This window comes from Rahnella sp. GSA61A, assembly GCF_019969905.1.
Taxonomy (GTDB): Bacteria; Pseudomonadota; Gammaproteobacteria; order Enterobacterales; family Enterobacteriaceae; genus Rahnella; species Rahnella aceris.
The window spans coordinates 73,160-86,957 of the sequence record NZ_JAHXYO010000017.1 but is presented as its reverse complement, the minus strand read 5'-3'; the positions used below and the strand labels follow the sequence as shown (position 1 = coordinate 86,957).

Below are 13,798 nucleotides of genomic sequence, written 5' to 3'. Positions count from 1 at the left end.
CTATTTTAAGTCTTGGACAGGATCCACAACCTCATGCCGCAACAGAACGTACAAACCAAGGTACTACGCACCATTTGCCCTGACGCAAAAGGTCTGATCGCCAAAATTACCAATATTTGCTACAAGCACGAACTTAATATCGTGCAAAACAACGAATTCGTCGATCACCGCACCGGACGCTTCTTTATGCGTACCGAGCTGGAAGGGATTTTCAACGACACCACGCTGCTGGCCGATCTTGACAGCGCGCTGCCTGCGGGTTCCGTGCGCGAACTCAACAGCACCGGACGCCGCCGCATTGTTATCCTGGTCACCAAAGAAGCCCATTGTCTGGGCGATCTGCTGATGAAAGCGGCTTACGGCGGTCTGGATGTCGAAATCGCTGCGGTGATCGGTAATCACGACACGCTGCAAACGCTGGTCGAGCGTTTTGATATTCCGTTCCATCTGGTCAGTCATGACGGCCTGACCCGCGAACAGCACGACAGCGCAATGATTGCGCAAATCGACCAGTATCAGCCTGATTATGTGGTGCTGGCTAAATACATGCGCGTGCTGACGCCGGGCTTTGTGCAGCATTATCCGCATCAGGTGATCAACATTCACCACTCATTCCTGCCGGCATTTATTGGCGCCCGCCCGTATCATCAGGCGTATGAGCGCGGCGTGAAACTGATTGGTGCTACCGCGCACTACGTGAATGACAACCTGGATGAAGGCCCGATCATCATGCAGGACGTGATTAACGTCGATCATACTTATACGGCGGAAGATATGATGCGCGCCGGTCGCGACGTTGAGAAAAACGTGCTCAGCCGTGCCTTATATCGCGTGCTGGCGCAGCGTGTCTTTGTTTACGGCAACCGCACTGTCATTCTGTAATCCGCCTTCTGACGGTGCTTTTCGCTCAGAGAAGCACCGTTAAGTGCAAAAAATCCGCAAACGAACTTTATTATCGCTTTCAGCGCTTTACACCTTCGAATCATTTGGTATTATGCGCCCCGTTCGCAGCTAACCGCTGCAGCGACAAAAATCATCCATGTAGCACATGATGATTTTGGCCAAGAAGTATGTAGTAAATGCCACAAAAGTTGTGGTGGGGTTCCCGAGCGGCCAAAGGGAGCAGACTGTAAATCTGCCGTCATCGACTTCGAAGGTTCGAATCCTTCCCCCACCACCATCTTCTATGTGCAACCGCACCTTCCAAAAATTCCCAAACTAAAATAAAACTCAGAGCGGGAAGGGTGAAGAATCTTCGACACGAAGGTTCGAGCCGAGCGAAGCGAGACAGCGTTGCGCAGCAACGACCCGCAGGGCGAGGCCAGTGGCCGAGTAATCCTTCCCCCACCACCATCTTCCCGAGTTGTCCACTCAGTCCCTTCTGTACAAAGTCCCTTTACAGTTAACTATCAAACCTGAACAAAATGCCCTGCTGAGACTTCCTGATATTGCCTTTGCGGCGGAATATAGCCGTTATCGCGCACCGGGCTTTTCAGCTCATCGACCTGCATTTGCCGCTTAAGCATTCTGCGCGACGGATCCGGCACCGGCACTGACGCCATCAGTTTTCGCGTATAGGCATGCTGAGGATTATCGAATATCGCCGCACGCGGGCCAATCTCCACAATATCCCCGAGATACATCACCGCCACGCGATGACTCACCCGCTCGACCACCGCCATATCATGCGAAATAAACAGGTACGACAGATTCATGCTTTCCTGCAAGTCGAGCAGCAAATTCACCACCTGCGCTTTCACCGACACATCCAGCGCGGAGACTGATTCATCCGCGACAATCACTTTCGGATCGAGCGTCAGCGCGCGCGCAATACAAATCCGCTGGCGCTGACCACCGGAAAACTCGTGCGGAAAGCGGCGCAGCATGTCCGGCGACAATCCGACTTTTTGCAGTAACGATGCGGCTTTCTCTTTTGCATCGCTGCGGTTATGCAGTTTATGTTGCAGCATCGGTTCAATCAGCGCGTCACCAATACGCATACGCGGATTCAGGCTGGCAAACGGATCCTGGAATATCATCTGAATACGCTGCCGCATCTGTAAAATATCGCGCTTGCCCAGATTCATCACATCAAAACCGTCGAAATCAATCGCGCCGCTGTGTGGTTTCAACAGCCGTGTTACCGCGCGGCCGGTAGTGGATTTTCCGCAACCGGATTCCCCCACCAGCGACAGCGTTTCACCCTGGAATAAATCAAAGCTGATGTTTTCTACCGCATGTACCGCTCCAACCTGACGGCTGAAGATGCCGCCATACACCGGGAAACGTGCGCTGAGATTTTTCACCGAGAGCAATGGCGTCAGCCCCGAAGCGACCGTTCCTGCCACTTCCCCCGGCACGCTTGCCTCACCGGTTTGCAGATTGATTTGCGGAAAACGCAACGGCCAGTCACGCCCCTGCATCGACCCGAGTTTCGGCACGGCGGCCAGCAAAGCACGGGTATAAGGATGTTGCGGGCGATGGAAAATATCCTCCGTCACCCCGCTTTCCACCGCTTCACCACGATACATCACCAGCGTGCGGTCAGCGATTTCCGCCACCACGCCCATATCGTGCGTGATAAACAACACCGCCATCCCTTCTTCTTCCTGCAACGTCTTGATCAAATCCAGAATCTGTCCCTGAATGGTCACATCCAGCGCGGTCGTGGGTTCGTCAGCAATCAGTAATTTCGGTTTCAGCGCCAGCGCCATGGCGATCATCACGCGCTGGCGCATGCCGCCGGAAAACTGATGGGGATATTCATCAAACCTTTTGGTTGCATTGGGAATACGGACTTTTTCCAGCAACCGCAGAGTTTCTGCCCGCGCTTCGGAAGATGACATGCCCCGGTGCCGTTTGAGACTTTCGGCGATTTGCCTGCCGATACTGAATGTAGGATTGAGCGACGTCATTGGCTCCTGGAAAATCATCGCCATGTCGTTGCCGCGAATATCACGCATCTGCTTATCCGAAAGCGCCAGCAAACTGCGCTGATTCAGCCAGACTTCACCCTCAATCCGGCTGCTTTGTGCTTTCAGCAAGCGCATCACCGACAACGACGTCACGCTTTTTCCCGAACCGGATTCGCCGACGATCGCCAGCGTTTCGCCGGGATAGACATCAAACGACAAATCACGTACCACCGGCAGCCAGTCGTCTTCGCCGCGAAACGAGGTAGTGAGATGTTTCACGCTCAGCACGGGCTGACGGTTTTCCGGTTGTCCGGTGGTCGGGGTCATTTCATTTGCTCCTGGAGGAAAGCTGCACCTGCGGCACGTAGCTGAAGTCACGGTCAAACGGGAAAGTTTTACGCGGTTTGCGATGGCGTGGCAGGCGTTCGACAAACTGATCGACCACGCCATTCGACAGCGCCATCAGGTTCGGGCTGGCAATCGGTGCCAGTTCCGGTGACAGATAGCCGGATTTCACGACAACAATGTCTGCGGTATGCGGATCCAGTTCCAGCACGGTAAAGTCGCTGATGTTGTGATACGGGCGGCGGCGCGCCGACACCACCACATCAATTCCGCCAATGCGCAGCACGGCCTGACGGTCAGACGGTGCCAGTGCGTCAAGCAGAAAGACGACTTCAAATTCACCTTTCACCTGCGGGCTGGAATGATCGAGCGACGCGCCAAGTGTCAGCGTCAGTATTGACCCGACACCGGCATTGAATGCCGCATCGGTTGCCGGTGCATCAGCAATCCCGGCCACAATGGTATTCTGCGCATACTGTTTGATCAGTTCCTGCAACACATCCGCGCGGTCACCGACACCGCCACCTGTCGGATTATCGCCGGAATCCGCCAGCACCACCGGCCGCGTTTCACTGGCAATCGCTTTTTTCACACAGGCCTCAACGGTGTCGGTTTCGCAGCCGAACACAAAATCTTCCCGTGCGTCCCAGTAAGCCTGTGCCAGTTGAGTGGCCTGCTGCTCCAGCCCAGTACGGTCGGTGCCGGTCATGATCACCGCCGCCGTCGCACGCGGCTCATCCGCCCACACATAACCCACCATCAGTGAGCTGTCCCACACGCCGTCAACTTCATCCATTTCCGGCAAACGGGCGTACAAACTTTTTGCCGGTTCATCTTCCGTGCTGGTGCGCTCACCGGGTAACACCACCGGTACCGGCACCCACAGCAGCGTCGGTTTTACGCCGGTTTGCAGATGCTTTACCAGCATGGCGACAGAACGGCGCATGGTTTCCTCCACATCAATATGCGGCGCAGTGCGGTAGGTCGAAAACATATCAATGGCGTCAATAATGCGTTGTGACACGTTGCCGTGCAGATCATAACTGACGCTGATCGGGCAATCCGGCCCGACGGCTTTACGCGCCGCGGCAATCCAGTCACCTTCGGCATCCTCCAGCCCTTCAACATACATCGCGCCGTGCATCGCCAGATACAAACCGTCGAACGGTTTTCGCGCCTCCAGACCCGCCAGCATTTCCGCTTTGAATTTATCGTACGTCGCACGCGCTACCGGACCACCGGCAATAGCACGGGCGTGAATGGTCGGTAAAAACGTCGCAGGATAGTCCTGCAAAAAACGAAAGCGCGGTGATGCCAGTAACTGCGCATCACGCACGACGGTGAAATCCTTTTCCTCGTTAAGCACCGGATTGTAAGTGCTGCATTCAATATGGATACCGCTGACCGCTATACGCATGTTGCTCATTCCTCAGACAGGCTTCAGACCAACCAGAAAGCGGTGTGCGGCTATACTCGCCGCCGCGCGCGCCCAGGTGTCGTCGTTTAGGGTAAAAGTACGAACCGGTGTTTTACCGGCGTTGCCCGGCAACACATTGGCTTCAACAGACTGATGTACAACCGTGCCGAACAGCCCGGAAAAATCGGCATCCTGATGGGCAATCAGGATCAGGTCCGGGTCATTGATTTGAATCAGATGCGATATCGCCAGGCCCAGCGCAGAACCGGCACGGTGCAAAATACGGATTGCCGCCGTCTGGCCCTGCATCGCCAGTTGTTCCAGCCCGCCGATCGTGGAAGCATCCAGCCCTTCAGCTTTGGCCATTTCCGCAATAGCATTGAGGGAGGCCAGCGTGTCGAGACAACCGCGCTTGCCGCAGCGGCATGGGGAACCGTTCAGCTCCAGCGTGCAGTGCGCGATCTCCCCTGCACCGCCGTGTAAACCACGATGCAATTGCCCGGCGATGAAATGCGCGCTGCCAATCCCCGCCCCGTGGCTGACCAGCGTAAAGCTGCTCAGATCCCGCGCCTGACCAAAACTTTTCTCGCTTACCGCCAGCGCTTTGGCGTCATTTTCAATAGCCACGTCCATGCCTGTCGCCTGCGAAATCAGCCTGGCCAGCGGCACATCCCGCCAGCCCAGCAACGCCGACTGCACGCAGGTCGACTGATGTTCATCGATAAGACCCGATAGCGTCACGCCCAGCCCGACCAGCTTTTTTGCCGCCTCGGGATGAGGCTCGAGTAACGCCGGTAAGGCGCTGGCGATATTGGCTGCCAGTTGTTGCGGATCCGCATCAGCAGCAAAAGACACCCGCGAAAGTATTTCGCCATGCAGATTGATCAGGGCCATTTGCGCCGGATTTTGCAGCAAAGAAACACCGGCAAACCACGCGCCGTCAGGATGCACGACCAGACGTACCGACGGTCTCCCCTGTCCGCTGCCCGGCACCGTTTCTGCCTCATGCAGAAAACCGGCCTCGATCATCTCGCGTACCACGCCGCCGATAGCCGCTTTACTCATTCCTGAGGACTGCGCCAGTTCGGTACGGCTTAAACCGCCTGCGGCATTCACTGCGCCCAAAATCTGACGTTGCAAAGTTGTTAGCATATTCGTTTTGGCGCTCTCAGTTTTCGCTCATCTGCATTGACATTAAACGGTAGAAATGGATATATCAATGCCAATTAGTTCACAAATTAAACTAAATGTTCCGATATAAGTATTTCATATGAACTATTTGTTAAATCTCTTTGTTAAAACAAACTGTCATTAAAACCGGCGTTTTACTCAACCGGCAGACTGAGCCAGAGCCACTTAATCCGATTTTTCACGCAGAGGGCAGAACATGAAGATTACCCGTTATATCCGGCGTCCCTTACCGTTAACGCTGCTGAGCAGCGCCCTTCTCGCCGCGTTTTCGCTGCCGGTGTTTGCCGCCACGCTGAACGTGATGCAAAACGAAGCGCCGCGCAGTATGGATCCGGGCAACCAGACCGCGACCTTTACCGGCACGGTACTGGATCCAATGTATGAAGGTCTGCTGCGCATGTCGCCGCAACTCAAACCGGAAGCGGCGCTGGCGACCTCGTGGAGCAGCGATGAAAGCGGGCTGGTGTGGACCTTCAAACTGCGCAGTGGCGTCACTTTCCACGACGGTACACCGTTTAACGCTGACGCTGTTGTCGCCAACTTTGCCCGCCATCTCGATACCAAACGCGGGCTGGCCGCCAGCGGACGTCTGCGCACCTTCCTTGACAGCGTCACCAAAACCGACGATTCCACCGTCGTGTTCAAACTGAAAAAACCGTATCCGGCCTTCCTGAATTTACTGACTACCGGCGCCTGTCTGATGGTCAGCCCTGCAGCGGATAAAACCGGTACGCTGGACAGCAAAGCGGTCGGCACCGGCCCGTACAAAATGGTGCAGTACAAAACCGGCGAATTCGTGCTGGAAGAAAAATATCCGGGTTACTGGGGTGATAAAGCCGCCGGACCGGACGACATTAAATGGACCTGGAGCGCTGAGCCTTCGGTCATGAACATGGCGTTGCAGGCGGGTGAAACCGACGTCATCAACCCTGTGCCGCCACAATTTGCCCGCGTACTGAAAAATAATCCTAAATTCAGTTTGCATGAAAGCCCGGGTGCCGCCGTGTTCTGGGTTGCGCTGAATACCGACCTTAAACCCCTGAGTGACGTCCGCGTCCGTCAGGCACTGAACTATGCCACCGACCGCGACGGACTGGTGCGCGCCATCATGTCCGGTTTCGCACAACCGGCGAATTCCCCGCTGGCACCGGTGACCGCCGGTTATGACAAAACACTGAACCCGTATCCGCTGGATCTGGCAAAAGCCAAAGCCCTGCTCAAAGAAGCCGGTGTGGCTGACGGTTTCACGATGTCGATTGCCGTACAGGGCCAGGACGCCCGTATCGGTCAGGTGCTGCAAAGCATGTGGGCGAAAATCGGCGTGAAACTTGACGTGCGGATCATGGAAAGCGGCGTGTGGACTAAAGCCGCGTTTGCCGATCAGGCCGGTAAAAAAGCCGATAACACCGGTGCGGTGCTGGCTTCCTGGTCTTCCGGCGCCAACGGCGCAGATCTGCAACTCCGTCCGCTGTATTACAGCAAAAGCTTCGCACCCGGCGGCGCAAATCTGGGCTTCTTCAGTGACCCGAAACTGGACGACATGTTAGACAAAGCCGCCTCAACGCTGGATGAAAACACCCGCAACGCGATTTACGTTGACGCCCAGAAAGAAATTAACCAGCAGGCACCGCAGGTGCTGTTGTATTACCAGAATGATTTGTACGCCACCGGCACGAATATTTCAGGTGTCACGATGATCCCGGGTGGACAAATTGTGGTGAAAGATGCACAGAAAAAATAACCGCAGTATCTACAGTGGAAAATAGCCATGAAAGCCTATCTTGCCAAAAAGCTCATCGCCTTCCCGGTCATCCTGATCGGGGTGTCGATGCTGATTTTTGTGTCCATCCGCGCGCTGCCGGGCGATCCGGCGCGTCTGATGGCCGGGCCTGAAGCGACGCAGGAAGCGGTCGATGCCATGCGCGTTCGTCTCGGGCTGGATCAGCCGCTGGTGACGCAGTATCTGCATTTTGCCGGTGATGTGTTGCATGGCAATCTCGGCATCTCGCTACAGTCGCAGCAGCCGGTCACGCAGGAAATCGGGGAACGAATGCCGTATACCCTGATGCTGGCGGTGCTGGCGTACTTTCTGGCTGTAGCGGTTGGCGTTCCGGCGGGCATGATAGGCGCGGTTTACCGCAACCGCTGGCCGGATTTTGGCGTGATGTTACTGGCGATTGCCGGCGCGTCCATCGCCAACTTCTGGCTGGGGCTGATGGCAATGAACACCTTTTCGGTCAATCTCGGCTGGCTGCCGCTGCTCGGCGCGACATCATGGAAAAGCTACATTCTGCCTTCCGTGACGCTGGCGGTTTTACCCATGGCAGTGATGGCGCGCATGACGCGTTCCAGCATGCTGGATGTCTTGTCGGAAGATTATATCCGCACCGCGCGCGCCAAAGGTTTGTCCGCCACTACCTTGTATTGCAGCCATGCGTTTCGCAATGCGCTGATCCCGATTGTCACTATTGTGGCGCTCAATTTCGGCAGCCTGATTGGCGGCGCAGTCGTCACCGAATCCGTGTTTAACTGGCCGGGCATTGGTCGCCTGCTGGTGGATTCCGTGCGTTATCGCGATTATCCGGTCATTCAGGGCGTGGCGCTGGTCGCCGTCTGCGGCGTGGTGGTAATGAACCTGCTCGGTGAATTACTGATTGCTTTCCTGAATCCAAAAATAAGGTTCGATTAATGTCTGCCATTATCACGCAATTACCCCGTCGCAAACCGCGCACGTTGCGGTTGTTCCGCTGGTTATGGCGTCATCCGGCCGTGGCTCTCGGGGGATTTATTGTCAGCCTGATCGTGCTGATGGGCTTGTTTGCGCCATTGATCACCCGTCACGATCCTTACGCACAAGACCTGATTGATACCCTGCTTTCTCCGAATGCAAGTCACTGGTTCGGTACGGATGATTATGGCCGCGATATCTTCGCCAGAGTGATTTATGGTGCGCGGATTTCGATTATCGAAGTGGTACTGAGCGTCGGGCTGGCAATGATTATCGGCATTCCGCTGGGAATTATCGCCGGCATGGCGGGCCGTTATACCGACATGATCATCATGTGGTTTATGGACATGCTGTTTGCCTTTCCGGGCATCGTGCTGGCCATTCTGGTGGTCAGTATTCTCGGCGGCGGGCTGGTGAACTTGCTGATCGCGATTTCATTGTTTGCCATTCCGGTATATGCACGCCTCAGCCGTAACCTGACGCTCGGTTTAAAGCAGATGGAATACGTGGAAGCCGCGCAGGCGCTGGGTTTATCAAATTACCGTATTATCGTGCATTACATTTTGCGCAATGCCATCGGGCCGATTATCGTGCAATCGACGCTGACTGCCGGCACGGTGATTCTCGCCGCTGCCAGCCTGTCATTTCTGGGGCTTGGCGTGCAGCCGCCGATGCCGGAATGGGGTACCATGATGAGCGATGGCCGGAACTTCCTCGGCATTAATATTTACCTTTCGCTGTTCCCCGGTCTGGCCATTATGCTGACCGTGCTTGGTTTTAACGTACTGGGCGACGGACTGCGAGATTTACTGGACACACGCTCATGAGTTCTGCAGTTTTTTGCGCCGATATCGGCGGTTCATTTATTAAATTTGGTGTTTCACGTTATTCCGGCGAAGTGGAAGAATGCGGCAAAGTGCCGACACCCGTTGCCTCATGGAATGATTTCGTTAACGCCATGCAAAATCTGATCAACACGTATGGCGCTGATTTACCGGCTGGCACACCACTGGCGATTTCCACCGCCGGGCTGGTCTCCCCCCAAACCGGCGAAATGCTGGCCACCAACATTCCCGCGTTCACCGGACATTCTCTGGCGCAAGATCTCAGTGCTGCGCTGGACCGCCCGGTCACCGCCGCCAACGATGCAGATTGTTTTGCCCTCGCTGAAGCCCATGCCGGTAATGCGCAACATCAGTCCGTCGTGGCGGCGATTATTTTAGGTACCGGCGTCGGCGGAGGACTGGTGATCAACGGTCAGCTCGTTCGCGGTCACGGCGGCGTCACCGGCGAATGGGGACACGGGGCGATTACCCGCACGGAACTGACGATTGACAACAAAAAATACGCCGTTCCGCGCCTGAAATGTGGCTGCGGCCAGACTGGCTGCCTCGATATGCTCGGCGGTGCGCGTGGCATGGAACGTTTGCATCAGCATTTTCACAGCCAGCAAAATACCAGTCTGGAGATTGTCACCGGCTGGCTGAACGGGCATCCCGACTGTTCGCTGACCGTGAATGCCTGGCTGGGGCTGGTCGCTGAACCGCTGGCGCTGCTGGTCAACATCCTCGGCCCTTCCCGTATTGTCGCGGGCGGCGGGCTGGCCTCGGCAAAAGAACTTATCGCGGCGCTGGATGTGAAAGTACGCGGCGGTGTGCTGCACACTTATGCAGAACCGTTGCTGATACCGGGGAAATTTTTGACCGACGGCGGATTAGTGGGGGCATCGGTACTGGGGAGGATGCAGAGTTAGTTGTTTGATCCTTTCCCTGCAATGGCCGTACAGTTTTGGTTTCAACTCCTCCCCCTGCGAAGGGGGAGGCAGGGAGGGGGTTTTAAGTATTGAAACAAAGGCCTGCGTGGTCACGTATCCCACTGATTTATCTTTAATACCCCACCCCAACCCTCCCCTTCGCAGGGGAGGGAGTCAGACCCGTTTTAGCCGATACAAACAATGTTCCCGCAACCAGTGCCCTTCCTCAATCACCGGATGCATGAAGTTCTCTTCGGGATCGCACACCATTCCCAGCTTTTTCATCACTGCCTGTGAGCGGACATTCGGCAGCGCTGTAAATGCCACAATTTCGTTGAGCCCTAGCTGAATAAACCCGGCATCCAGCGCAGCGCGGGAAGCTTCGGTGCAAAAACCCTGTCCCCACGCATCCGCCCGTAAACGCCAGCCGACTTCAACGCACGGGTTGAACGGCAGGTTATATCCCGGTGTATGCAACCCGACGAAGCCCATAAACTCGCCGGTTTCACGTAACTCAACCACCCAGATCCCCCACCCACGTTCAGTGATCAAATCCCGACAGCGGATCGCCATTTCATCACTTTTTTCACGGGCCAGCACTGACGGGAAAAATTCCATCACCTGCGGATCAGCGTTCATGGCGGCAAAAGGTTCAAAATCTTTATCCTGCCACTGGCGCAAAATCAGTCGCGATGTGGTGATAGCCAGCGGCGGCGATGCAACGGGGACGGTAAAAGACTGCATAAACAACTCCTTTTTTATGGCAGACATGGGTTAAAAGTAAATTCTGGTATTTCCTGTTAATGATATTTATAACAATAATAAATAATTCCGGAGCTGCCATTATGATTTTTCACCGCTATCACGGACTGGGTAACGATTATCTGGTCTGCCATCACCGCGTCGCCGCCCTGCTCAGTAACCAGCAAATCCGGCGCATCTGCGATCGTCATTACGGCATCGGTTCCGACGGTTTGCTGATCGACAATGACGATGCAGATATCCCCTCCCTGCGTATTATCAATCCTGACGGTTCAGAAGCTGAGAAAAGCGGCAACGGTCTGCGTATTTACGCCCGTTATCTGTTTGATATTGGCCGCGTCGCGCATGAGCCGTTTCTGGTGAATACACCGGGCGGGCAAGTGTGTTGTGAAGTCACCGACTGCGCCCATCAGGTGATCGTGGATATGGGGCAGGCAAAATTCTCGCCAGCCGCTTTACCCGCCAGTGTAGAAGGCGATGAAGCTCTCGCGCTACCCATCGTCGCGGGCGGGCATAATCTCAGTGCGACGCTGGTATCCATGGGCAATCCGCACTGCGTGATCCGGGTGGACAAACTGGATCTGGATTTAGTAAAGCAACTCGGCTCAGAGATTGAAACGCTGGCGATTTTCCCGAAACGTACCAACGTGCAGTTCGCGCAGGTCCTTGATCGCAATAATATCAGCATCGGTATCTGGGAGCGCGGCGCGGGTTATACGCTGGCTTCCGGCAGCAGCAGTTGCGCGGCAGCCAGCGCGATGCGCAAACTCGGGCTGGTGGATGACCATGTCACGGTACAGATGCCGGGCGGAAAACTCGCCATCAGTTTCAGCGGCGACTTTCAGGTCAACATGCGTGGCCCGGTGCAGAAAATCGCCATAATTACCCTTGATAACGACTGCTTCCGGGATATGCCGGCATAGCATTCTGGCCTGCTGGACGTTCCCGACTCACCTCCCTTGTATGAAACTCTCCTGACGGCAGCCTGTCTGCCGCTCTTTCTGCACGCCCCCTATAAACAAAACTCATACCTGCATAATGATTTTATGGCAGACAGCATGCTTTGCAGCCCCTAAGTTGGTTATCAGGAAACACAAGAATGAATAACCAACTTACTGTTTAATAAATAAAATAATACTTATAAAAACCTCTCACGGCCGTTCTCCGTGCTTAACCGGTCAGTGAAATTTTGTTCAAAGTTTTAATCCGATCACATATTAATAAAAAAAACAGAGAGCGTACCCTATGAGCAACAACACCATCGTGGATGTGAAAACGTGGATAGATGAACGCCCGATATCGAAATATCAATGGGTGGTTTTATCGCTGTGTTTCATCATCATCATGTTCGACGGTTATGACGCCGCGGTGATGGGCTTTATCGCCCCGGCGCTGATCGAAGACTGGGGCATCAGCCGCGCGGAAATGGGGCCGATCCTGGGTGCCGCCATGTTTGGCGTGGCGATCGGCGCGCTGATTGCCGGACCGAACGCGGATCGCTTCGGCCGCAAGCGGGTGCTGATGTGGTCGATTCTGTGTTTCGCCCTGTTCAGTCTGCTGAGCACCTTTGCCCGCACGCCGATGGAAATGGCAATCCTGCGTTTTCTCACCGGTCTCGGCTTAGGCGCGGTCATGCCTAATACCGTGACGCTGGTGTCGGAATACATGCCCGAACGCCGCCGCAGCCTGATGATCACTGTGATGTACAGCGGCTTTAACGTCGGTTCCGGCGCGGGGGGATTTGTCGCGGCCGGTCTGTTGCCGCACTTTGGCTGGAAAGCGGTGATTTTTGCCGGTGGGATTTTGCCGCTGCTGATGCTGCCGTTACTGCTGTGGATCCTGCCGGAATCCGCCATGTACATGGTGGTGCGTAACGTCGCGAAAGAAAAAATTGCCAAAGTGCTGACCCGCGCCGGGGGTGTTTTCAGCGAAGGAACCAAATTTGTGCTCAAGGCGCCGGTTATTCAGAAAAAAGCCAAAGTATTCCAGCTTTTCACCAATGGCTACGCCAAAGGCACGATGGTGTTGTGGGTCACTTACTTCATGGGCCTGTTCGTGATTTATCTGCTCAACGGCTGGTTGCCAACCATTATGCGTAACGGCGGTTTCTCGCTGGAACGCGCGGCTATCGTCGCCGGTTTGTTCCAGTTGGGCGGCACTTTCGGCGGCCTGATGGTCGGCGGGCTGATGGACAGATTCACCGCCAAACGTGTCATTGCGGGTTTCTACATGATGGGCGTGGTCAGCCTGCTGTCGCAAGGTATTGGCAACTTTGGCCCGGATATTCTCGCCCTGCTGGTGTTCATCAGCGGTGTGTGTATTAACGGCGCACAGACCGGTTTGCAGGCGTTTTCTCCGGCCTTCTATCCGACCGAAATGCGTGCCACCGGCGTCTGCTGGATGCACGGTATCGGCCGCAGCGGCGCGATTATCAGTTCATCGATGGGCGGCGTTCTGCTGGGCGTTTTCTCCGGCCAAAACATGATCTTTATTATTCTGGCGCTGCCTGCGTTGCTGGCGGGGCTGAGCATTCTTTTACACCGCGCGGCGCACCCGGCCGAGATGATCAAAGGCGTTGATATTACTGACATCCCGGAGTTGTCGCGCACCATGAATATCCGCTAGTCTCCGGATTAGCCACCTGATAATTAGAAACATATTCATCACCATAAATAATGCGGCGCGAC

11 protein-coding genes, 1 tRNA gene and 1 other RNA gene are annotated in these 13,798 nt (G+C 55.2%); 9 read left to right on the top strand and 4 right to left on the bottom strand.

Annotated elements, in window-relative coordinates; all coding sequences use genetic code 11:
* Window positions 1-33 precede the first annotated feature (33 nt).
* The 3 genes from purU to LC431_RS19550 all read left to right on the top strand — a co-directional run bounded on the left by purU (window position 34) and on the right by LC431_RS19550 (window position 1,353).
* Window positions 34-882, top strand: a complete 849-nt coding sequence (purU, locus tag LC431_RS19560; protein WP_013575956.1) for a formyltetrahydrofolate deformylase — start codon at window positions 34-36, stop codon at window positions 880-882.
* A gap of 213 nt (window positions 883-1,095) precedes the next feature.
* Window positions 1,096-1,180, top strand: a tRNA-Tyr gene (locus tag LC431_RS19555).
* A 43-nt stretch (window positions 1,181-1,223) separates the two neighbouring features.
* Window positions 1,224-1,353, top strand: a non-coding RNA gene (locus tag LC431_RS19550) — RtT sRNA.
* A gap of 56 nt (window positions 1,354-1,409) precedes the next feature.
* On the opposite strand, the gene LC431_RS19545 is transcribed toward LC431_RS19550, so the two are convergent.
* The 3 genes from LC431_RS19545 to LC431_RS19535 are packed head-to-tail and all read right to left on the bottom strand — an operon-like array spanning window position 1,410 to window position 5,829.
* Window positions 1,410-3,242, bottom strand: coding sequence for an ABC transporter ATP-binding protein (locus tag LC431_RS19545; RefSeq protein ID WP_223510193.1), 1,833 nt, complete (start codon window positions 3,240-3,242; stop codon window positions 1,410-1,412).
* A 1-nt stretch (window position 3,243) separates the two neighbouring features.
* On the bottom strand, window positions 3,244-4,677 hold the full coding sequence (locus tag LC431_RS19540) for a M81 family metallopeptidase (RefSeq protein ID WP_126124965.1): 1,434 nt from the start codon (window positions 4,675-4,677) through the stop codon (window positions 3,244-3,246).
* Between the two features lie 12 nt (window positions 4,678-4,689).
* Window positions 4,690-5,829 (bottom strand): ROK family transcriptional regulator, encoded by a 1,140-nt coding sequence (locus LC431_RS19535; protein ID WP_013575959.1) that lies wholly within the window; start codon window positions 5,827-5,829, stop codon window positions 4,690-4,692.
* A gap of 235 nt (window positions 5,830-6,064) precedes the next feature.
* Between LC431_RS19535 and LC431_RS19530 the strand changes: the two genes are divergently transcribed.
* From LC431_RS19530 to LC431_RS19515, 4 genes are read left to right on the top strand one after another with little or no spacing between them, the layout of a single operon-like run.
* The gene (locus LC431_RS19530) at window positions 6,065-7,609 is read left to right on the top strand and encodes an ABC transporter substrate-binding protein (RefSeq protein WP_013575960.1); all 1,545 of its coding nucleotides are present in this window, start codon (window positions 6,065-6,067) and stop codon (window positions 7,607-7,609) included.
* 27 nt (window positions 7,610-7,636) lie between these two features.
* Window positions 7,637-8,557, top strand: a complete 921-nt coding sequence (locus tag LC431_RS19525) for an ABC transporter permease (protein WP_223510192.1) — start codon at window positions 7,637-7,639, stop codon at window positions 8,555-8,557.
* Complete coding sequence (locus tag LC431_RS19520) at window positions 8,557-9,423, top strand: ABC transporter permease (protein WP_121019210.1); 867 nt, start codon at window positions 8,557-8,559, stop codon at window positions 9,421-9,423. Before LC431_RS19525 ends, LC431_RS19520 begins: the two co-directional genes overlap by 1 nt.
* Window positions 9,420-10,349 carry an ROK family protein gene (locus tag LC431_RS19515; protein ID WP_223510191.1) on the top strand — a complete coding sequence of 310 codons (930 nt, stop codon included), beginning with the start codon at window positions 9,420-9,422 and terminating at the stop codon, window positions 10,347-10,349. Before LC431_RS19520 ends, LC431_RS19515 begins: the two co-directional genes overlap by 4 nt.
* Window positions 10,350-10,523: 174 nt before the next feature.
* Here the strand turns inward: LC431_RS19515 and LC431_RS19510 are convergent, their stop codons facing one another.
* Entirely contained in the window at window positions 10,524-11,093 is a 570-nt protein-coding gene (locus LC431_RS19510) for a GNAT family N-acetyltransferase (RefSeq protein WP_112152533.1), read from the bottom strand.
* A gap of 101 nt (window positions 11,094-11,194) precedes the next feature.
* On the opposite strand from LC431_RS19510, the gene dapF reads away from it, so the two are divergent.
* Both dapF and LC431_RS19500 read left to right on the top strand, forming a co-directional pair.
* Window positions 11,195-12,034, top strand: coding sequence for a diaminopimelate epimerase (dapF, locus tag LC431_RS19505; protein WP_223510190.1), 840 nt, complete (start codon window positions 11,195-11,197; stop codon window positions 12,032-12,034).
* A 322-nt stretch (window positions 12,035-12,356) separates the two neighbouring features.
* Window positions 12,357-13,736 (top strand): aromatic acid/H+ symport family MFS transporter, encoded by a 1,380-nt coding sequence (locus tag LC431_RS19500; protein WP_013575966.1) that lies wholly within the window; start codon window positions 12,357-12,359, stop codon window positions 13,734-13,736.
* The last annotated feature ends 62 nt before the right edge of the window (window positions 13,737-13,798 follow it).